The organism is Candidatus Vicinibacter proximus (genome assembly GCA_016713905.1).
GTDB lineage: Bacteria > Bacteroidota > Bacteroidia > Chitinophagales > Saprospiraceae > Vicinibacter > Vicinibacter proximus.
Genome location: JADJOE010000003.1, coordinates 1298898 through 1320533, shown reverse-complemented (window position 1 = coordinate 1320533; position 21636 = coordinate 1298898). Strand labels below are relative to the sequence as shown.

The 21636-nt window shown below is 34.9% G+C and carries 17 protein-coding genes; 15 read left to right on the top strand and 2 right to left on the bottom strand.

Going from position 1 to position 21636, the window contains the following annotated elements; genetic code table 11:
* The first annotated feature begins 90 nt into the window (after nt 1-90).
* Nucleotides 91-924 (top strand): hypothetical protein, encoded by an 834-nt coding sequence (locus tag IPJ83_13825; protein ID MBK7881624.1) that lies wholly within the window; start codon nt 91-93, stop codon nt 922-924.
* Nucleotides 925-928: 4 nt separating this feature from the next.
* Nucleotides 929-2842, top strand: coding sequence for a RecQ family ATP-dependent DNA helicase (locus IPJ83_13820; protein ID MBK7881623.1), 1914 nt, complete (start codon nt 929-931; stop codon nt 2840-2842).
* 59 nt (nt 2843-2901) lie between these two features.
* Here the strand turns inward: IPJ83_13820 and IPJ83_13815 are convergent, their stop codons facing one another.
* On the bottom strand, nt 2902-3795 hold the full coding sequence (locus IPJ83_13815) for a T9SS type A sorting domain-containing protein (protein ID MBK7881622.1): 894 nt from the start codon (nt 3793-3795) through the stop codon (nt 2902-2904).
* A gap of 180 nt (nt 3796-3975) precedes the next feature.
* Nucleotides 3976-4689 (bottom strand): 3'-5' exonuclease, encoded by a 714-nt coding sequence (locus IPJ83_13810; protein ID MBK7881621.1) that lies wholly within the window; start codon nt 4687-4689, stop codon nt 3976-3978.
* Between the two features lie 95 nt (nt 4690-4784).
* Between IPJ83_13810 and IPJ83_13805 the strand changes: the two genes are divergently transcribed.
* The 13 genes from IPJ83_13805 (at nt 4785) to scpA (ending at nt 21634) form a co-directional block, all read left to right on the top strand.
* Nucleotides 4785-5765 (top strand): hypothetical protein, encoded by a 981-nt coding sequence (locus tag IPJ83_13805; protein ID MBK7881620.1) that lies wholly within the window; start codon nt 4785-4787, stop codon nt 5763-5765.
* A 98-nt stretch (nt 5766-5863) separates the two neighbouring features.
* The gene (locus IPJ83_13800; GenBank protein MBK7881619.1) at nt 5864-6799 is read left to right on the top strand and encodes an NAD-dependent epimerase/dehydratase family protein; all 936 of its coding nucleotides are present in this window, start codon (nt 5864-5866) and stop codon (nt 6797-6799) included.
* Nucleotides 6800-7000: 201 nt separating this feature from the next.
* Nucleotides 7001-7441: a TraR/DksA family transcriptional regulator gene (locus tag IPJ83_13795; protein ID MBK7881618.1), complete on the top strand. Its 441-nt coding sequence runs from the start codon at nt 7001-7003 to the stop codon at nt 7439-7441.
* A gap of 110 nt (nt 7442-7551) precedes the next feature.
* A complete protein-coding gene (locus IPJ83_13790) occupies nt 7552-9561 on the top strand; it encodes a peptidylprolyl isomerase (GenBank protein ID MBK7881617.1) in 2010 nt (669 codons plus the stop codon).
* 17 nt (nt 9562-9578) lie between these two features.
* Complete coding sequence (gene gcvT, locus IPJ83_13785) at nt 9579-10691, top strand: glycine cleavage system aminomethyltransferase GcvT (GenBank protein ID MBK7881616.1); 1113 nt, start codon at nt 9579-9581, stop codon at nt 10689-10691.
* A gap of 53 nt (nt 10692-10744) precedes the next feature.
* Nucleotides 10745-11854 (top strand): DUF1015 domain-containing protein, encoded by a 1110-nt coding sequence (locus IPJ83_13780; GenBank protein MBK7881615.1) that lies wholly within the window; start codon nt 10745-10747, stop codon nt 11852-11854.
* Between the two features lie 22 nt (nt 11855-11876).
* Nucleotides 11877-13052, top strand: coding sequence for an amidohydrolase family protein (locus IPJ83_13775; protein MBK7881614.1), 1176 nt, complete (start codon nt 11877-11879; stop codon nt 13050-13052).
* 19 nt (nt 13053-13071) lie between these two features.
* Entirely contained in the window at nt 13072-15210 is a 2139-nt protein-coding gene (locus tag IPJ83_13770) for a helix-hairpin-helix domain-containing protein (protein ID MBK7881613.1), read from the top strand.
* 29 nt (nt 15211-15239) lie between these two features.
* The gene (gene lhgO, locus IPJ83_13765; protein MBK7881612.1) at nt 15240-16463 is read left to right on the top strand and encodes an L-2-hydroxyglutarate oxidase; all 1224 of its coding nucleotides are present in this window, start codon (nt 15240-15242) and stop codon (nt 16461-16463) included.
* Between the two features lie 46 nt (nt 16464-16509).
* A complete protein-coding gene (locus IPJ83_13760; protein MBK7881611.1) occupies nt 16510-16992 on the top strand; it encodes an acetyl-CoA carboxylase biotin carboxyl carrier protein subunit in 483 nt (160 codons plus the stop codon).
* A 274-nt stretch (nt 16993-17266) separates the two neighbouring features.
* Nucleotides 17267-18013, top strand: coding sequence for a hypothetical protein (locus IPJ83_13755; protein ID MBK7881610.1), 747 nt, complete (start codon nt 17267-17269; stop codon nt 18011-18013).
* 22 nt (nt 18014-18035) lie between these two features.
* Nucleotides 18036-19517, top strand: a complete 1482-nt coding sequence (locus IPJ83_13750) for an acetyl-CoA carboxylase biotin carboxylase subunit (protein ID MBK7881609.1) — start codon at nt 18036-18038, stop codon at nt 19515-19517.
* 32 nt (nt 19518-19549) lie between these two features.
* On the top strand, nt 19550-21634 hold the full coding sequence (gene scpA / locus IPJ83_13745; protein ID MBK7881608.1) for a methylmalonyl-CoA mutase: 2085 nt from the start codon (nt 19550-19552) through the stop codon (nt 21632-21634).
* The last annotated feature ends 2 nt before the right edge of the window (nt 21635-21636 follow it).

The window sequence follows — 21636 nt, the reverse complement described above, 5'->3', positions numbered from 1 at the left end:
TGATGATAATAAATTAAAATATTATATATTTGCATTATATATAATATTTAATCTATTGAAAATAATTGTTATATTCAATTTTTCTCAGTAATGACACGAATTATTATTCTTGCTTTTTTATGGAACGGTTTCAATCTTTCTGCACAATCTTGGGACTTAGGATTATGTCTGGCAGGTTCAAATTACAGTGGAGATTTAACCGAAAACTCCAGAGTTGCCATAAGCCAAACCAGGCTGGGGATTGGATCGAGCATCAGATATGATTTAAGCAATCTAATAGCGATAAAGGTTCAATATTTATTTATGCAAATTGAAGGAGCAGACGCAAAATCAAAAAATGAATGGCAGGTTAAGCGAAATCTTCAATTTCGAACAGCAATACACAATGTTGATCTTTTGGGTCAAATCAATTTAAGTGGAATACTCTTCCATGAGCCAAGGAGATGGAATCCTTTTTTGGCATTGGGTGTAAGTTATTTTAAGTTTAATCCAAAGGCAAATTACAACAACCAGTGGGTTGAACTTAAGCCATTAGGGACAGAAGGACAAGGAATGCCCGGTTATCCAGAACCATACAATTTAAACTCTAGAGCGTTGACTTTTGGATTTGGAAACAGATTCTTTTTGAGTTCAAATATTTCTTTAACTCTCGAATTTCTTTGGAGACAAACCAAAACGGATTATCTGGACGATGCTTCAACAAATTACGTGGATTATGAAGCTTTGAAACAGAATAATGGTTTGCTTGCTGCCGAATTAGGGAATAAGATTAAAGCCATAGGGGGAAGTCAAAGAGCCAATTCATCTGACAATGACTGGATTCAATCTTGCACTTTGGGGATTAGTTATCATTTTGGTGGTGAGTTTAAAGGAGGTTCTCTGAAATTCAACAGGAAGGCAGTAAATTGCCCGAAATTCAAATAATTTCATGTTAATCTCTGATCCCAAAGTAATCCTGAAAAAATATTGGGGGTACGATGATTTCAGATCCATACAGAGTGAAGTTATTGAATCTGTTCTTTCATCTGTGGATACTTTGGCGTTGATGCCCACGGGAGGAGGAAAATCCTTATGCTACCAGATTCCTGCTTTATGTCTTGAAGGTTGTTGTTTAGTTATTTCCCCTTTAATTGCTCTAATGCAAGATCAGGTGAACCAACTAAAGAAAAGAGGCATTTCTGCGGAGTTCATTCACTCGGGTTTAAAAGCAAAAGAGGTAGAAAGAATACTTGAACAATGTTCTGGAGGAACAATTAAATTATTGTATGTCTCACCAGAAAGGCTTTTAAATCAAAATTTCAGAAGCTCAGTTATTCATCTTAAGATAAGCTTTATCGCAGTGGACGAAGCACATTGTATTTCTCAATGGGGTTATGATTTTAGGCCGGCCTATCTAAAAGTAAATGAATTTCGATTATTGTTTAATAGTCCGGTTTTGGCACTTACAGCAACAGCGACTGCAGAGGTTCAAATAGATATACTTCAGCAATTAGGAATTCCTGAAGCTCATGTATTTAAAACTAGCTTTCTGAGAGAAAATCTGGCTCTTGTTGTGAGGGAACAAGAAAATAAGACATCCGAAATTATACATGTACTTAAAAAATTGAATTCATCTGCTTTAATTTATGTAAGAAACAGACGGCAGACGGTAGAGATCAGTAATGAACTGAAAAGAGAGGGAATCATTTCTGACTTTTATCATGCAGGATTGCCCATGGAATCCAGAGACCAAAGACAAAAAGCCTGGATTGAAAATCATATTCGCGTAATGGTTTGTACCAATGCATTTGGTATGGGTGTGGATAAGTCTGATGTGTCTTTAGTATTGCATGCTGACTTGCCTAATAGTTTGGAGGAATACTTTCAAGAGGTAGGACGAGCGGGGAGAAATGGTTCGAGATCATATGGAGTAATGCTTTATCATCAAAAAGATATTAAACGAATTGTAAAGCAATTTGAAATTGCGTTTCCGGGGATGGATGAAATTCGTTTTGTTTATCAATGTTTGGGTTACACCTTAGATGTGGCAGTTGGTTCAATTATGTTGGAGAGTGTAGATTTTGATCTCTTTAAATTTTGCACCCAATATAAGTTGGAAATACATAAAACTCTGAGTTGTTTTAAAATTTTGGAACAAGCAGGCTATGTATATTTATCAGAAGCTTTTCACCATCCCAGTCAATTGCAGATTCTAATTTCTTCTGAAGAATTATTTGAATACTATAAAGAGAAACCACAGGCTGAACAATTAATTAAATCCATCCTTCGATCTTATGAGGGGGTCTTTAGTGTTATGGTACGAATTCAGGAGTCACAATTGGCTAAAAGCTCTGGTGTCCCTTATGGCAAAGTGCTTAATATACTCAGTTCATTACATAAAATTGGTATCATTAAATATTTGCCTCAGTCCGATAATCCTAGAATCCAATTTTTAAACGAGCGAATTCCTTCCAAAGAAATTAAACTTGATGAAAAATGGATTAAACATAGAAAATCAGTTTTTAAAAAAAGGTCAGATTCCCTTTTAAACTATTTATCTACAGGTATATGCCGGCAGCGATTTTTAATGGATTATTTTGGTGAAAAAGGGACGAAGGTTTGTGGAATTTGTGACAATTGCCTTCAAAATAATGATGCACCAATAAATTCAAATATTGTAAGCGAATGGAGAAGAATTATTCTCCAAAAACTACAAAAAAAATCTCCTTTATTGATAAATGAGTTATATCATTTATTTCCAAGCAATAAAATTAAATTCGTGGAATTAATCTTAGATGAGATGCTAGGGGAAGAACTGGTTACTAGAAAATTTGACCAGATTTTTCTAAAAAATCCAAAATAAACAAAAGCAAAAAATGAAGTTTTCTAAAAAATAACTACACTCAACAAATTAAATTTACATTATTCTTTAATGAATTTTAAAATTTCGTCTTGAATTCTTATAATGTATACGCCGGGTTGTAAATGACTGACATCAAGGGTTTTTTGGTTATTCAATAAATTACACTGAATAAATCTTCCATTCAAATCTGAAATCTTATAATTGCTGGAGGTTAATGCCTCTTGCTGATCAACATGTAAAATACCTGAAGCAGGGTTAGGGAACAGACGAATTTTCCTGGATCGATCATTTTTGGAACTGACAATTTTACTGTAAGAAAAGGTGCCATCTTTATCAACCATCTTTAACCGAAAATAGGATATTGCACGTGCATCTGTTAGAAATAATTCGTAAAAATAATTTTTCAATTCAACGGATGTTCCAGCAGCTCTTACTTTTCCCGCATCTCTAAACATTCTGCCGTCTGAACTTTGTTGAACGATAAAATGGGAAGTATTTTCTTCTACAGCAGTCTGCCATTTGAGTGCAATACTTCCTGATGTGCTAACCTCAGCAATAAAATCTACTAACTTAATTGGCAATATTAAAAAATCCGTCACTACGCCACAGGTGGTGGTATTAGGTCTTTTCCCCTCTGCTAAAAAAGATGCAGTAGAGTTACACTCAGCGACAAAAGTAAAATCTTCACAAAAAACAGTTCCCACAGGAAAGTTTTCAATGTTTTTTACCCTGGTCATGGTCCCATAGGTATGGTTCACTGCATATTCTACGGTTTTTGCATCTGCAGTAGATTTTTTTAAACAAAACCGAATGGTAAACAAACAATCTGGACCACCAAAATTTTGTTTGGAAACTATCGATAGGCTATTATTTACAGTTTCGATGCAATCCTGGGCGGAAATAGATACCTGTGCAATGGCAAGAAAAACAAGTGCTAAATATAATCGCTTCATCCTCAATTGGTTGGTTTATGGTATGGATGTAAAGTTAATTCAATTATTATGTATGAGCAAATCATTTAAATATATAATTAATTTATATGTTTAATGTAATTGTATAACTGCGTTTTATGGGAAACAGGAAGTGAGCCTCAGACTAAATTACACATGAAGGATGATGTCCAATTAAGGGGATTAGTCTTTAATAAATATTATATTTTCATCATCCAAACGATTCCCTGATTTTAATTTTAAAAAGACTCTTGCAGTTAGAATAACGTCTTTCATACAGTAATTTGAGATGCGAATTAAATCATTTTCTTCCCAGTAGACTCTTCCTACATCTTTACCGCTAATATCTGATTTTGAGGTTGGCAATTGAAGGCAGGATGCCAGGAGGTCAAGGGAAGTAAAATGCTTGTAATCGCCAAACTTCCACATTTCCATTGTATCTACAATATGCTGAATTTCCCATGGTTTTTTATTGTGTAAATGAAAACTTGTGGGAAGATTCAAACCATTAATGATTGCTCTTCTGCAGATGTATGGAATATCAAATTCTTTAATGTTGTGTCCACAAAATCCTGCATGTTCAGGATGATTGAAGTGATTATTGACCAATTCAAAAAATTGCTTTAAAATTATAAGCTCTTCTGATCCAAAAAAACTTTTAACCCGAAAGTCTTCATCGTTGAAAAAGCCGATGCTAATACAAACTATTTTGCCAAATTCTGAAAAGATTGCAGCCTTTTCTTGGTAAATCTCAGATGGGGACTTTTGTGGTTCTGAGTTTAGGTAATACCTTGATTTTGAGATCCATAAATCCTGCCACTCGGGGCTCAACTGGTCGAATGAAGCTACTGAACTCACCGTTTCGATGTCTAAAAAAAGTATTTTTCTGGTTTCCATAATGTATTGATTTAGTGTGTTTAATAATTTATTGACAATAATTTTGATTGTTTTTTCATTAATAGGTAAATTTACGTCTTAACCAATAGGATATTATGACAGATAACAGATCAAATCAAAATTTAAAAGCTGCTGTACTAGTGGCAATTTTAGCCCTTTTTGGGGCTAATGTATATCAATTTGTTAATAACAGGGGACTTCAAAAGGATAATTTGGCCAAAGAAACAGAAATTGTTGAGCTGGACAAAGCCAAAGTGGAACTTGAAAAACAATACCAGGAATCTGTAGCAGAGCTCAATACCATGAAAACAGACAATGAAGAACTGAACAAAAGTATTGAAGTTCAAAAGGAAGAACTAAGGCTTCAGAAAGAAAAAATAACCCTTTTATTGGGGGACAGTAAAAACTTGAGAGTTGCTAGAAAGGAAATGGAAGGGATGAAGGCTAAACTAACGGAATATGTTGCCGAAATAAATAAATTAAAGGAGGCTAACCAATCATTAACAGCCTCAAACCAAAACTTAACTGAGGAAAAGGAAAATTTATCAAAAGACCTCCAAACCAAAAGTGCAGAAAATCAGCAACTGGCAGAAGCAAAGAATTCATTGATGTCAGATAAAGAATCTCTCAGTAAAGAAAGAGAGAATTTAAGCCGCAAGGTAAATAGGGCTGCATCCATTGCAGTTACAAAGATATCGGCTGAAGGTTACCAAAATAGAGAAGGAAAAAAGCCTTCCTCAAAATCTAAGGCTAAGGATGTAGACTTCGTTGAGGTATGTTTTAAAACTACCAATAATGTGAATGCGGATGCTGGAAATGAAACTTTCTACATAAGAATTATAAATCCGATTGGTGAAACACAAACCATAGAATCTTCTGGTTCAGGGATAATTAAAAATGAAGCGACTGGAGAACAGGTTAAGTTTAGTGCAAAAGCAAATGTAAATTACAAGAATGATGTTCAGGAGGTATGCGGAAAATATGAAAATTCCGGGGCCTTCCAAAAAGGAGTCTATCAAGTAGAAATTTACAATAAGGGCTTTCTGGTAGGTACCAGTACATTTAAGCTTAAATAATTACGATTTTCTACAATTATAAGAACCATATGTGATTTTGTTAAATTACATATGGTTTTTTTTATGTTTGTGACTTTAAAAACTAAATTTTCCAGAGTATGGTTAAAATTCTAATGCTGGGATCAAATGGGCAAATTGGCACTGTATTGGCCAAAGCGCTTATGGATAAGTATGGATCAGACAATGTAATTACTTCGGATGTCCGGGAACCAAAAGAGAAGCAACAAAATTTCGTCCATATTGATGTTTTGAATAAGGACCGAATAGCTCAAGTGGTGGATGAATATGAGATCAACCAGATTTATCATCTTGCTGCAATACTTTCAGCAAGTGGTGAAAAGAAACCTGCCATTACCTGGGAAATCAATATGCAAGGACTTTTAAATGTTTTGGATATTGGCGTTGAAAAGAAATTGGAGAGAATATTTTTTCCTAGTTCAATAGCCATTTATGGACCTAGCACCCCAAAGCAAAATACTCCTCAATATTCCAGTTTTATGCCCACAACGGTATACGGAATCAGTAAAATTGCTGGTGAAATGTGGTGTGCATATTATCACAATAGATTTGGCCTAGATGTTAGGTCAATCAGGTATCCAGGTGTTATAGGTTGGCAATCACTTCCGGAAGGAGGAACAACTGATTATGCAGTTGAAATTTTCCATGAAGCATTAAGCTCAGGTAAATATTGTTGTTTTTTAAAAGAAAATACGAGACTACCAATGATTTATATGGATGATGCAATCCGCGCTACGATCGAATTGATGGAAGCGGATGGGGACAAGTTGAGTCTTCGATCAGGATATAATCTGGTAGGAATGGATTTTACTCCGGGAGAAATAGCTGCAGAAATAAGGAAGAGGATACCTGAATTTGAGATCGAATACAAACCCGACTTCCGCCAGAATATAGCAGAATCCTGGGCAGAATCGATTGACGATTCTTTAGCCAGAAAGGATTGGGATTGGCAGCCTAAATACAACCTTGAATCCATGACAATGGAAATGTTGGAAAAACTTAAGCCAATGGTATAACCATATCAGAATTATTCTTAAAAGACTAACAATGAAATCAATACAATTTTGTTTTTGTATTCATCTGTTTTGTTTATTCATATTATAACTAACTGATAATATTTTATTTTATATATATAATAATAATTTAATGTTATTAATTCTCTTAAAAAAGCAATTAAGACTGGAGTTCTACTTAATTTTGCGGGCAAATTTAAACATATGAAGACCAGATATTCTGATGAAGAGTTGGAAGAGTTCAAGGCCCTGATTGATGAAAAATTAGTGAGTGCCAAATCCGAGTTACAAGGTATCGAACAACAGATAATGGAAATGAGGGAGAATATGGCCGACGAACAAGGGGGCGATTGGTTTGATGACAGTTCCATTCACACAGAAATCGAATTTTTGACTAAAATGGCAGAAAGGCAACGTCAATTTGTTCAAAATCTGGAATTGGCATTGGTGAGGATTAAAAATAAGTCTTACGGTATTTGCTCAGTTACCGGAGAGTTGATTGATAAACAAAGGTTACTATTGGTTCCTCATGCTACTAAAAGCGTAAAAGCTAAAGAACGAGAAGCTCCGGTTCAAAATGAAGATGCCAGGCCAAGTTCTCAATTTGAAGAAGAGGACAACGAAGAGCGTATAATTGAAGAATAAGTCATGCAATGATTTATACATTATGATTCATTTCTTAATTGTGTAAATTATTTGAGATTTCAACTTTCTTAGGAAAATGATCTTGGCCAAAAGCCAATTGATAGATAAATATGATGAAGATTAGAATTCTAGGTTACGCATTGCTGGTATGCTCCTTGAATTCGTGTTTTCCCCCGATTGAAAACATTTCTTCATCCTTGGATTATTCTCTCTCAGATCCAATAGTTCACCAAATTTTCGAAGCTAGGGATAGAAGAAATTCAGATTCACTCAAATTATTTTTGAACAGTGAACATGGTAAATACAGACTGCTTTCTGCGGAATCTTTTGGATCTTTCAAGGATTCAACTGTCGTCAATGCTTTAATAGGACTATTGTCGGATCCCATTCAGGAAGTCAGACAAGCTGCTGTATGGTCCTTAGGACAAATTGGTCACCAGTCAGCTGAGCAGGAATTAATAAAAGCTTTCATTCCTGTGGATTCGAGTGGCCAGTTTCTCAAGACAAATAGGATGATTCTTGAGGCCTTAGGTAAATGTGGAGGGGATTCAACTTTAAGAATGATTTGTAATGTGAAATCATATCAACCTAAAGACACCGCTTATTTACTTGGACAAATCTTGGCAATTTATAGATTTGGATTGAGAGGAAAATTTTGTTTAGAATCTTTTCCCAGACTGGTTGAATATGCCACCCAAAGAAAATATACAGATGAAGCCAGATTAATGGCAGCACATTGTCTCCAACGTTTTAAAGAAATTGAATCTAAACCTTATTTTGATTTGCTTAAAACGGCTTGTTATGAAGAAAAAAATCCCAATGTTAGAATGTGTTTGGTTACAGCATTAGCTCGGGTAGGAAATCAAGCAGCTTTGACAGAGTTGGAGGAATTGTACAGGAGGGGTTTAGATCAAAGGATTCAAGTAAATATTGTCAAAGGTCTTCAAAACTTTAAATCAGGAAATGCTTTTGGCCTTGCATTAAAAGCTATTCAAAATCCATCGATACATGTTGCGAGTTTAGGAGCACAATATTTTTTAGAAAATGGCAATGAGACTCATGAAGAAGCACTTGGAAATATACTTCGACAAGGTGGTCTGTCCTGGCAAGTTAAGAGCATTGTGTATGACGCACTTTTAAGAATTGTACCCCCTTATAAAAAGTTAACTCATGAATCGTTAAAATATCAGATTAAAGGATTGGTGACAGCATCAAGAAATCCATATGAAAAATCAGCTTATCTTAAATGCTTGTGGCGAGATCCTAAGGAAATTCCTTACTTCATCCGAACAGCAGAACAAAGTAAGGATGCAATCATTAAGACAACCACCACTGAAGCTATATTCAAAAGCCTCAGACAATCATCTTTTTCATCGATTTACAGAGGGGCAAAAAATCCTATCTACAAAATGATTTCAGCACATCTTCATGAGTTGGTGACAAAATCTGATGTGGGTAGCATTTCTATTATGGCAGAGCAATTTCAACAAGAATCCGGAATGTTGAAATATTACTTTAAGCCTGATTCCTCATTTAAAGAAGCTATGAAACTTTTGTCTCTCCCAAGAGATATTGAAACTTACAATGACTTAGAAAAGTTTCTGGCAAAAAGTGGTAAAAGAGCAGCAAATACAAAAAATCCGGATTTTAATCATCCTATCAACTGGAAATTACTGGAAGGAAAGACGGATACAATAAAAGTGGAATTAGAGACAGATAAAGGTGTTTGTGAGTTAGAATTGTATCCAAAATTTGCCCCTGGTACAGTTGCCAATTTCATGGATCTGATTCAGAAAGATTTTTTTAAAGATAAAATTATCCATCGTGTTGTTCCGAACTTTGTGATCCAGGCTGGATGCCCAAGGGGGGATGGGTATGGAAGTCTAGATTATTCTATTCGGACAGAATCTTCCAAATTATTAAATTTTCACGAAGATGGAATTTTGGGAATGGCTAGTTCAGGTGCGGATACGGAATGTAGTCAGTTTTTTATTAGCTTTTCTCCAGCACCGCATTTAGATGGACGATATACAATTTTTGGAAAAATGACCAGAGGAGTTGATGTCTTAAATATAATTAATGTTGGAGATAAAATCCTGTCCGTAAAATTGAAGACTTAATTAACCAAAACTAATATATGAAAAATACTGCACTGACTGATACGCACATTGCTTTGGGAGCAAAAATGGCTGAATTCGCTGGTTATAATATGCCAATTTCTTATTCAGGAATCAAAGAGGAACATGATGCTGTAAGGAATTTTGCCGGAATGTTTGATGTGTCTCATATGGGTGAATTCATCGTGAAAGGTAAGCAAGCTTTTGATTTGATACAAAAAGTAACCTCTAATGATGTCTCCAAACTTGAAATTGGAGAAGCACAATATTCATGCATGCCTAATTTAACTGGGGGCATAGTGGATGATTTATTGGTTTACCGTCTAGCGGAAGACCAATGTGCTGAAGGTGAAAAGGCCTATATGTTGGTTGTTAATGCATCCAATATTCAAAAAGATTGGGATTGGATTAATAGTCATAATTCATTTGATACCAGGATAATAAATATTTCAGATATTACAGGTCTTCTTGCTATTCAAGGACCTGGAGTAGTCGGATTATTGCAGGAACTTACGGAGGTAAACTTAGCATCTATACCATATTATTCTTTTAAAAAGGGATCATTTGCAGGAGTTGACAATGTTTTAATATCAGCGACTGGATATACGGGGAGTGGAGGGTTTGAAATTTATGCAGAAAACGAAAAGATAGCCCATATATGGAATGAAGTATTTAAAATTGGTAAACCAAAAGGACTTTTACCAATTGGTTTAGGTGCGCGGGATACATTGAGGTTAGAAATGGGATTTTGCTTATATGGAAATGACATCGATGATACTACATCTCCTTTAGAAGCAGGCTTAGGCTGGATCACAAAATTGAATAAAGGAGAATTTATTGGCAGAGATTTAATGCTAGAACTCAAGGCAAATGGTATAAAAAAGAAGTTGGTAGCTATCAAATTGGAGGACAGAAGAGTGCCTAGACATGGCTATGCTGTTGTTGATGAGGGAGGAAAGGAAATTGGCGTGGTTACTTCTGGCACTTCATCGCCTACTTTGAATTGTTCTATAGGACTTTGTTATGTTCCAACAGAATTATCCAAAGAAGGAAGTATCGTATATGTATCAGTCGGTTCAAAAAACCTAAAAGCAGAAGTAGTTAAGTTGCCATTTTATAAAGGCAATAAATAAACATGTGATTGAGTGATAGATTGCTGTAATTTAAATGCCTCCAAAAAATTATTGTGCAAATAAAACCCATAAAATACTTATTTCCAGATCTAGAGAGAGTAGAAAATTCCGATGCATTTTTTGATACTATAAAGGAAAATTTTCCTCAAAAAAATGAGGAAGGAATTTTTTTACAGGGTAAGAAAAGTACTATTTTCTTATATAAGATTAAAACAAAAAAACGTGTATTTCATGGAATTCTCGCTGGGGTAGATATAGAGGATTATCTGAAGGGAAATATTAAGAAACACGAAAACACCTTATTAAAGCAGGAAGAGAATATAGTTAAATTAACCTTGGAACGCAATGCGATTATAAAACCTGTACTGCTCACCTATAAATCTAATCCCGAGTTAAGTAAACTGATAAAAAATGGGTTTCATAATCGAAAACCAAAGTTTGCACTGGAATTTACTAAGGACAAGCAAACCCATGAATTATATGCAATCACCAATGAAAGTGAAATAAAGTCTTTTCAAAAACTATTCGATAAGCACGTTAAAAAATCATATATAGCTGATGGACATCACCGTATGGCTGCGGTAAGCTATATTTTGGATGAAAAGCCAGAATTAAAAAATCATGGATTAAATTATATTCTTTGTGCATTATTCGATTTGGATGAATTGAGCATCATGTCATACAACCGAATGTTTTCTTTATCTCATATTGACGAGATTTCTATATTGTTGAAAAAACTAAGGACTTGGTCGGATGTTAAAAAGTTAAGAAGTATCAGGCTCCCAATGAAAAAGCATGAGTTTATTTTGTATACTTCCAAGGGTCATTATTCTGTAACCTGGAATAAAAAAATTGTTGCACAAAATAGGAAGTCAAATCATATAGTTTATGATATTGACTTGTTTAATGATTATGTATTAACAAAGATTTTTAAAGTGCTGGAAGTTAGATCTGACCCAAGAATTCAATATGTTGAAGGGATAAAAGGGGTAAAGCCAATAGTAAAAAGTCTAAAAGAAAATGAGCAGCTTATCGGCTTCAGCTTTTTTCCTGTGAAATCACGTGATTTTGTAAAAACAGCGGATACCGGAAAGATTTTGCCTCCTAAAAGTACTTGGTTTGAACCACGGATCCGAAACGGTATTATAGTCCAGAACTTATAGTTTTTAATAATTTTCAAGTTTTATGCTAAAAGTATATAGTGACCATATTTTTAATGGCTTTGAGTTTTTAAAACAAACAGGATTAATATTTAATGATAAATCAGAGATCGTAAAGATATGCCCTATTGGTAGTTTTGATAAAAGTGAATTCAATTATTATCCGGGATTGCTAGTTCCTGGATTTGTTAACGCGCATTGTCATCTTGAGTTATCTCATCTCCGCAATAAAGTTGGTTCTGGAATTGGATTGCTTCCATTTCTAAAAAATGTGGTGGGTCTAAGAGAAACTTCTGAAGAAGAGATCCAGGTAGCAATAAGAAATGCTGACGCTCAAATGTATGAATTGGGCATCGTGGCTGTAGGGGACATTTCTAATAAGCCTGATACCATTGTATGTAAATCAGAGAGTAGAATAAAATATTTTAATTTCATAGAGTCTTTTGATTTCATGCAAGAGCATTTGACCAACTTTTTTTTTAATGGTTATCTTGAGACTTTTAAAAAATATGGAAATCTACCTAAATCAATGGTACCTCATGCGCCATATTCTGTGACTCCTCAATTATTTAAATTGATCAATCATCAGAATTGCGATCCAACTGTAATAAGTATCCACAATCAGGAAGTAATGGATGAGGACCTTTTGTTTCTTAGTAAGCAGGGGGGATTTTTAGATTTTTACCAACATTTTGGTTTTAATTTGGATACTTTTCTCCCTACCGGTAAAACATCTATTCATTACACCTTAAGTCATCTTGATCTAAAACATAATGTTCTTCTTGTACACAACACAATGATGGGTTTAGATGATATAATAGAGGCTAAGAACAGAATTTCTCAAATATATTTTGTAACCTGTCCGAATGCTAACCTATATATTGAAAATAATCTGCCTGACTATAAATATTTTATTGAAACGGGTTCAACAATGTGCATAGGAACTGATTCGCTTTCATCAAACTGGAGCCTGTCGATTCTTGATGAGATTAAGACAATACATAAATATAACCAATGGATACCTCTTCAATCTATATTTTCATGGGCAACCATAAATGGTGCCCGAGCTTTGAAAATGGATGATTGTTTTGGAAGTTTTGAAATACACAAAAGTCCTGGACTAAATTGGATACAAGAATTTAAAAGGATTGATGAAATTGCAATATTGCCTCAATCCGCAGGGGTCAAGAAAATTTTATGATTTGAAAATTGCCAATATGATGGAATCCGTTTTTGAGCAAATTGTTTTACATACGGGTTTGACTCCCAGACAAATAAAAAGCACACTAGATTTGTTGAAGGAGGGCGCAAGTATTCCATTTATTGCAAGATACCGAAAAGAAAGAACCCAATCTTTAGATGAACATCAGATAAGACTAATTAAAAGTACCTCCGATCTTTTTGAGGATTTATGGAATCGGAAAAATTTCATTTTAGATACACTTAACGAACAAGGAGTTCTAACCAGTGAATTAAAGGGAAAAATTTTGGAGGCTAAGGATATGCTAACCTTGGAAGATCTGTATTTACCTTTTAAGAAGCGAAGGAAAACCAAGGCAGATATCGCTATAGAGAATGGGCTTGAACCAATAGCCATGAGAATTATCCAAAAGGTTAAACTTAATTTAGATGCTGAATTGATTCCATTTATCCCAACTCCTTACCAATCAAAAATCGATGCACTGGAAGGCATTAAGCATATTATATCTGATATTATTAACAGGGACGATGAATTAAGGCTTAGATTGAGGAACAGGATATGGAACGAAGGTATACTTGTCTCTAAACTTTCAAAGGGTAAAGAAAATCAAGCACAAAAATTTAAAGACTATTTTAAGTATCATGAATTAGTAAAGAAGATTCCTTCTCATCGTTACCTGGCTATAAGAAGAGGTGAAGAAGAAAAATTACTAAAAGTGGATGTAGAATTGAATGAAATCGACTTCATTGAAATTATTGAACGTAAGTATTTTAATGATGGATCGAGTAAGCTGAGTCAAATAATGAAATCAGCTGTAGAAGAAGCATGGAGCAAAATGCTTTTCCCATCATTGGTTTTACAAGTTAATCATCGATTAAAGGAAAAGTCAGATGTAGCAGCAATTGATGTTTTTGGAAACAATCTCAGGCAAATTCTTTTAGAAGCTCCCCTGGGAAGCAAAAGAATTTTAGCGATAGATCCAGGATTTAGATCAGGCTGTAAAGTTGTGTGTATTGATGAAACAGGGAATTTGTTAAATCATTTTGTAATTTTTCCTTTGGAACCGGTTCTTGAAAAGTCTGTCTCCAAGGAAAAATTAATGTCTGCAATAAATTCTTATAAAATTTTGGATATAGCAATTGGTGATGGAACTGGAGGAAGGGAAGTTAGCGCATGGTTGTCAGAAATATTGGAATCCAGTAATGTTAATGTTCATGTGGTTAGTGAAAGTGGGGCATCCATATATTCTGCATCTGAATTGGCGGGATCTGAGTTTCCTGAACTGGATCTGACATTTAGAGGGGCAATATCAATTGGGAGAAGATTAATGGATCCATTGTCTGAGTTAATCAAAATAGACCCAAAATCAATAGGTGTAGGCCAATATCAACATGATGTTAATCAAAAGATCTTAAAGGATCGATTAGATCAAGAAATTATAAGTTGTGTAAATGCAGTTGGGGTACAAGTAAATACCGCTTCTGTTCAGCTTTTATCTTTTGTTAGCGGAATAGGCCCAACCTTAGCTAAGAATATAGTTGAATATCGTGACAAGAATTATGAGTTCAAAACAAAAGGTGAATTGCTTAATGTTCCACGCTTTGGACAAAAGGCTTTTGAACACAGTGCTGGATTTTTGAGAGTAAGAGATGGTAAGTATCCACTTGATAATACTGGAGTTCATCCGGAACGATACGAATTGGTGGATGCAATGGCGGTATCTGTGAATCACACTTTGGAAGAATTAATTTCCTCTAAAAATTTTATTCAAAAAATTGATTTGACAAAATTTATATCAGATAGCACAAATCTTGATACGCTCAAGGATATTATAAACGATATTTCCAAGCCTGGCCTAGACCCGAGAGGAGAGATCAAACTGTTTTCTTTTGATCCCACAGTCAAAACCATTAATGATATAGTTCAAGGAATGATTTTACCTGGAATTGTTTTAAATATTACAAAGTTTGGTGCATTTATAGACATAGGTATTAAAGAATCAGGTTTGATTCATGTCTCTGAGATGAGTGCTAAATTTATTGAGGATCCATTAAAAATATTAAGTTTAAGGCAAAAAATTTTAGTTAAGGTTATTTTAGTTGATTATGAAAGGAAGCGGATTCAATTGAGTATAAAAGACCTTGATTTTAAAATTTAGATTTTAGATCACAACATATTTAATTTGTTTTGCACTCTGATTTGACATATGATTTTATAATAATTGGGGCTGGGATAATTGGTTTGGCAACTGCAAGGGAGTTTTTAGTAAAACTCAGAAATGTTAGAGTCCTTGTACTGGAAGCAGAGGATCAGATAGGTACTCATCAAACCGGACACAACAGCGGAGTTATTCACTCAGGTATTTATTATCAGCCGGATTCTTTGAGATCAAAGAATTGTCTCAGAGGCTATTCTTTAATGTTGGATTATCTTAATGAAAAGCAAATTTCTCATGAACTGTGTGGCAAATTAATTGTAGCAAAGGAAGAAAAGGAACTAGTTCCCTTAAATAAGCTATTTGAGAATGGCAGAAAAGTGGGCTTGGATAAGGTTGAAATTTTAACAGATGTGGAGGCATCTGAGCTGCAACCCGGACTCAAATCGCTCAGAAGTTTGTGGGTGCCTTATACTGGAATAGTTAGTTATAAGGATGTTGCTCGTAGTTTAGAAAAAGATGTGAAAGAGCTGGGAGGAAAAATTCTTCTTGGACAAAATGTAAATAGTTTAAAACTTGGTTCAAATCAAGATTGGACCGTAACTGCTGGGAATAGTGTTTATAAGTGTAATTATTTAATAAGTTGTGCAGGATTACAAGCTGATCGCCTGATACCTGATCAAAATTTGATAAATAAGTTTAGAATAATTCCGTTTAAAGGAGATTATTATGCGTTAAAAAAGGAATCTTTTAAAAAAATTAATTGCTTGCTGTACCCAATTCCTGATCCTGAGTTTCCATTTTTAGGGATTCACTTTACCCGTCATGTCGACGGAACTATCTCGCTCGGACCAAGTGCGACCCTTTCTCTCAATCGTAGTGATTATAAACACCGCAGCATTAATATGAGTGATCTCAATGCGATTATCAACTTTCCTGGTTTTTGGAAATTTATCCTAAGATATTGGCGTACGGGATTGAAGGAAATGATTCTCTTTGTAAATAAAGCAAAATTTGCAAAAGAAGGTTGTGCTTTTGGAATTGATGTAAAAAAAGAAGATTTGAGTAAAATTGAATCAGGAATAAGAGCATTAGTAGTAGATAATCAGGGTTATATAAATGATGATTTTATTATATCTGAAAATATCAATTGCCTTCATCTATTAAATTCTCCTTCGCCAGGAGCAACAGCAAGTCTCGCAATAGCTGAGTCTCTTTTCCAAAGGTATCTCTCAGGTCAAACTCCTGATTTTTAAGCTTTTTTGTAGCTTTACATGGATTTTTCTAGCAAGTCTTAAGTTTATGGGATTATTTCAAATCAAATCAAAAAATGGTTCATTTAGTTTAACTGAGGATCAACTCCATGCATATGAGGTTACAGAAATTGCCGTGGACCGATACCACTTAGTGTATAAAAATTTATCACTTCAGGCAAAAGTAAATCTTATTGATCTAGTAAATGGTAAGGTTGAGCTTAAAATTAATGGAATTGTACATGAGCTTACAATAGAGGATGAATTAAAATTGTTAATAGATTCCATTGGGTTAAGAATCAGTCAAAAGAAAATAGATGACATATTGAGGGCGCCAATGCCTGGCTTAGTATTGAATGTTTTAGTTGTGCCTCAACAAGAAGTTAAAAAGGGGGATAGTTTGGTAACACTGGAAGCTATGAAAATGGAGAATGTACTTAAAGCACACCATGATGGAGTGATTAAGTCAGTAAGTGTTTTAAAAGGTGATAAAGTTGAAAAGGGCCAAATTCTTGTTGCTTTTGAAAATTAATTTTTAAATGACTGGTTTTAAGAAATATTCTAAAAGTGAATGGATGGAATCCTTCTCCTTGGATAAGGGGATTGAGAGTACCCACTTGGTTGACCCACAAATAAAAGGTTTATCTTTTGCGCATCAGGATGATTTAAGAGATTATCAAGGTTTTGAGAGACTAAAAAATGGAAGCGCAGATTGGAAAATTTCGTGCTTATTGGAAATTTCAGATTACTCCACTCAGAATCCGTTAATACCCTTGAGTCTTGAACATGGTGTGGAACAAATAAGGTTGCATTTTAAAAATAAACCAAGTTTAGATTCAATAAAAGTTCAATTAATTAATGTTTTGACAGATGTTGTTGACATATTTATCAGTTGGGATGATATGATTATAGAGGATGTAGTGAAAATAAAAAATGAAATTAACACTAACTATTTTTCGAACCATTTAATAAAATTGGAAATTTGTATTGATCATTTATTGAAGACGGCAAAAAGCAAAAATGAACAGGATTTACTACAGAATGAAACCCTTTTGTACTGTTTTAATTTTGGTGTTTATGAAACCGAAAAATGGCAAGTAAATCTAAATAATCTTCATGAAAATTTGATTAATTTTAATTTCTCAAAACCATTAAAAGTTGTCGTTAAGGTTGATTTTGATAATGATTTTTTAACAAATATTTCATCATTCAGGGCATTAAAGGAAGTTTTAAAGTCTTTTAATTTTATTGATCCTGTTTATTATTTAAGTTTTGTTGATAAGAAAAATTATACAGATCTGAATTCAAATCTTATCCATTTGTCTTTAACAAGTTTGTCAGCCAGTTTGGCAAATGCGGATGCAATCTGGGTCAAACCAGCTGATTCATTTCATTCAGAAAATAGTGAATTTTGGTTAAAACTAGCATTGCATCAGCAGCATATTCTTAAGCAGGAGGCAAAAATGAATTTAGTATGGGACCCTTTAGGTGGTTCATATTACATTGAAGATTTATCCAATAAAATATTCAATCTTTTGTTCATAAAAAATTGATGTCCATTTGAAATTTAATTCAATGATTAAGAAACTATTAATAGCTAATAGAGGTGAGATTGCATTACGCATTATGCGAACTGCAAGAAAAATGGGCATTGTTACCGTTGCCGTATATAGTGATGCAGACAAAATTGCTCCTCATGTATTATTTGCGGATGAAGCGATTTATATTGGACCTTCTCCATCCAGAGAGTCGTATTTAAGGATGGATAAAATAATAGAGGCCGCAATAAATACTAATTGTGATGCCATCCATCCTGGGTATGGATTTTTAAGTGAAAATTCAGATTTTGCGGACCTCGTCCATCAGAAAGGTATGATATTTATTGGGCCACCAGCTTCCGCGATGATTCAAATGGGATCCAAAATTGCGGCTAAGCAAACTGCTACCAGAATTGGTGTCCCACTTGTGCCAGGAACGGATACCGCCATTTCAACTCTTGCGGAGGCAAAGCAGATTGCATTAGAAACTGGATTCCCTTTATTGATTAAAGCCAGTGCCGGTGGAGGAGGGAAAGGTATGCGTTTGGTTAATCAGGAGAATGAATTGGAAGAACAAATGCGTCAGGCATCAAGTGAAGCTTTGGCTTCATTTGGAGACGGAGCAGTTTTTATTGAGAAATTTGTTCATAGGCCTAGACATATTGAGATTCAGATATTTTGTGATAAGCATGGCAATGGATTATATTTATTCGAAAGGGAATGCAGTGTTCAACGAAGACATCAGAAATTAGTAGAGGAAGCGCCATCATCCTGTTTAAATGAGGTCATAAGAAAGAGAATGGGAGAAGATGCCGTAAAACTGGCATTGTCATGCGGATATGTTGGTGCAGGTACTGTCGAATTTTTAGTTGACGATTCCTTGAATTATTATTTCCTGGAAATGAATACCAGATTGCAGGTTGAACATCCAGTGACCGAAATGATCACTGGACTTGACTTAGTAGAACTGCAAATCAAAGTTGCAGAAGGACTGCCATTAGGTATTTCCCAAGACGCCTTATCTATAAATGGACACGCTATGGAAGTAAGGGTTTGTGCAGAAGATCCAAAGAATCAATTTTTTCCAAGCATTGGAACTTTAGAGGAATATGATCCACCTGTTGGGGCACATATTCGGGTTGATGATAGTTATTCCAAGGGAATGGAAATTCCAATACATTATGATCCTATGATAGGGAAACTTATTGTCCATGGAAAAGACAGAATGGATGCCATTAATAAATTGTTGGATGCTATTGCTAAATATAGAATTAAGGGAGTTGAAACAACATTGTCATTTTGTGAATTTGTTTTAAATCACCAGGATTTTAGAAAAGGAAATTTTGATACCGGTTTTGTTGGCGCTCATTACGAAGAATTCCTAAATTATAAATCTCATTCGCTCGAAGAGGAAGCAGCCTGTATAATTGGATTGTACGCATATCTTAAAGAAAAAAGTAGAACCAATACATATGAAGATAATGGCGATCATTGGGTTCAAAATAGGAGATGGTTATAATAATTTAATTAAATCCTTAATTATTAAATTTTATGTCTAACATGAAATGGGTAAGCCCAGAGGGCATCGAAATTGATGAGGAGTATTTTCATTCTGGGAAGGTAAAAGACCTGGAAGGATTTGTATCAGGAGTCCCTCCATTTATGAGAGGTCCTTACGCCTCAATGTATGTATCACAGCCATGGACCATTCGGCAGTATGCAGGATTTTCCAATGCTCATGACAGTAATGCATTTTATCTAAAAAATCTAGCCCAGGGCCAGAAAGGGTTGTCTGTTGCATTTGATCTTGCCACACATCGTGGATATGATTCTGATCATCCTCGTGTGGAAGGAGATGTTGGAAAAGCCGGAGTAGCCATAGATTCAGTTGAGGATATGAAAATTCTTTTCAATAGGATTCCACTCGATGAAATTTCAGTCTCCATGACAATGAATGGAGCAGTGATTCCTATTCTTGCATTTTATATAATTGCTGCAGAGGAACAAGGAGTAATTCCATCCAAACTTTCTGGAACCATTCAGAATGATATTTTGAAAGAATTTATGGTGAGGAACACATATATATATCCTCCAGAACCATCCATGAGACTGATCTCTGACATTTTTGCTTATTGCTCTAAGCACATGCCAAAATTCAACTGTATTAGTGTGAGTGGTTACCACATGCACGAGGCAGGAGCTCCTGCAGACCTGGAATTAGCATACACTTTATCCAATGGGGTGGAGTATATAAAAGCCGGAATTGATGCAGGACTGAATATTGACAATTTTGCACCCAGAATTTCTTTTTTCTGGGGGATAGGAATGAATTTTTTTATGGAAGTTGCAAAAATGAGGGCAGCACGTGTTGTCTGGGCTGAATTGGTGCAGAAATTCAATCCTCAAAATCCCAAATCTTTGGCTTTAAGAACCCATTGCCAGACTTCAGGGTGGAGTTTGACAGAACAAGAGCCATATAATAATATTACACGCACAGCAATCGAGGCAATGGCTGCAGTTATAGGTGGAACACAATCACTTCATACAAATGCTTTGGATGAAGCAATCGCATTGCCAACAGATTTTTCTGCAAAGATTGCCCGTGACACACAATTATACATCATGAATGAGTCTGGGGTAACCAAATCTGTAGACCCTTTTGGAGGATCATATTATTTGGAAGAATTAACTTCAGAGTTAATCGAAAAGACCAAAAGCCACATTAAGGATATTGAATCCCATGGGGGAATGGTTAAGGCAATTGAAATGGGCTTACCAAAATTGGGAATTGAAGAGGCTGCCACAAAGAAACAAGCAAAAATTGATTCAGGAACAGATCAAATTATAGGGGTCAATGTCTTCCGCTCAAATTCTTCTCTAAGTTTTGATCTCCTTGAAGTAGATAATGTTTCGGTAAGGCAAGAGCAAATTAATCGCCTGGCAGAAATAAAATCTACAAGGAATCAGATAAAAGTTGATCAATGTCTGTCCAGATTGACTAGTGCAGCAAAAGATAAATCTGAAAATATTTTGCAACTGGCAATAGATGCAGCGCGAGAAAGAGCAACTTTGGGAGAAATTAGTTATGCATTGGAAATAGTTTTTGGGAGATATCAGGCAAATTATAAATTTGTATCTGGTGTTTATAATAAAACCATGGGTAATTCTGAAGCAACCAAGAAAGTTAAAATGCTTTCCGATTTGTTCTCGAAATTAGATGGAAGACGTCCACGTATTTTAATTGCTAAATTAGGACAAGATGGTCATGATAGGGGAGCCCACATCATTGCTACTGGTTTTTCAGATTTTGGTTTTGATGTAGATATAGCGCCATTATTTCAAACCCCTGAAGAAGCTGCTTTTCAAGCTTTTGATAACGATGTTCATGTGCTTGGCATTTCTTCTCTGGCTGCTGGTCATAAAACGCTTGTTCCAAAAGCGATTCAAAAATTAAAAGAGCTGGGAAGAGAAGATATACTTGTTGTCGTTGGAGGAGTTATTCCGGAAAAGGATTACGATTTTTTATACCGGCAAGGTGTTTCGGCAATTTTTGGTCCTGGCACTCCTTTGCCTGAGTCGGCAAGAGTTGTGCTTGAAAAAATGTTTGAAAGATTTTATCCGCAACATGTTTTGTAGAC

What these genes read in the sequence shown, in the direction of transcription:
- IPJ83_13805 (MBK7881620.1), top strand. Translation starts at nt 4,785, where the DNA reads ATGACAGATAACAGATCAAATCAAAATTTAAAAGCTGCTGTACTAGTG.
- gcvT (MBK7881616.1), top strand. Translation starts at nt 9,579, where the DNA reads ATGAAAAATACTGCACTGACTGATACGCACATTGCTTTGGGAGCAAAA.
- IPJ83_13775 (MBK7881614.1), top strand. Translation starts at nt 11,877, where the DNA reads ATGCTAAAAGTATATAGTGACCATATTTTTAATGGCTTTGAGTTTTTA.
- IPJ83_13815 (MBK7881622.1), bottom strand. Translation starts at nt 3,795, where the DNA reads ATGAAGCGATTATATTTAGCACTTGTTTTTCTTGCCATTGCACAGGTA.
- IPJ83_13760 (MBK7881611.1), top strand. Translation starts at nt 16,510, where the DNA reads ATGGGATTATTTCAAATCAAATCAAAAAATGGTTCATTTAGTTTAACT.
- IPJ83_13795 (MBK7881618.1), top strand. Translation starts at nt 7,001, where the DNA reads ATGAAGACCAGATATTCTGATGAAGAGTTGGAAGAGTTCAAGGCCCTG.
- IPJ83_13770 (MBK7881613.1), top strand. Translation starts at nt 13,072, where the DNA reads ATGGAATCCGTTTTTGAGCAAATTGTTTTACATACGGGTTTGACTCCC.
- IPJ83_13820 (MBK7881623.1), top strand. Translation starts at nt 929, where the DNA reads ATGTTAATCTCTGATCCCAAAGTAATCCTGAAAAAATATTGGGGGTAC.
- IPJ83_13810 (MBK7881621.1), bottom strand. Translation starts at nt 4,689, where the DNA reads ATGGAAACCAGAAAAATACTTTTTTTAGACATCGAAACGGTGAGTTCA.
- IPJ83_13790 (MBK7881617.1), top strand. Translation starts at nt 7,552, where the DNA reads ATGATGAAGATTAGAATTCTAGGTTACGCATTGCTGGTATGCTCCTTG.
- IPJ83_13825 (MBK7881624.1), top strand. Translation starts at nt 91, where the DNA reads ATGACACGAATTATTATTCTTGCTTTTTTATGGAACGGTTTCAATCTT.
- IPJ83_13800 (MBK7881619.1), top strand. Translation starts at nt 5,864, where the DNA reads ATGGTTAAAATTCTAATGCTGGGATCAAATGGGCAAATTGGCACTGTA.
- IPJ83_13750 (MBK7881609.1), top strand. Translation starts at nt 18,036, where the DNA reads ATGATTAAGAAACTATTAATAGCTAATAGAGGTGAGATTGCATTACGC.
- scpA (MBK7881608.1), top strand. Translation starts at nt 19,550, where the DNA reads ATGTCTAACATGAAATGGGTAAGCCCAGAGGGCATCGAAATTGATGAG.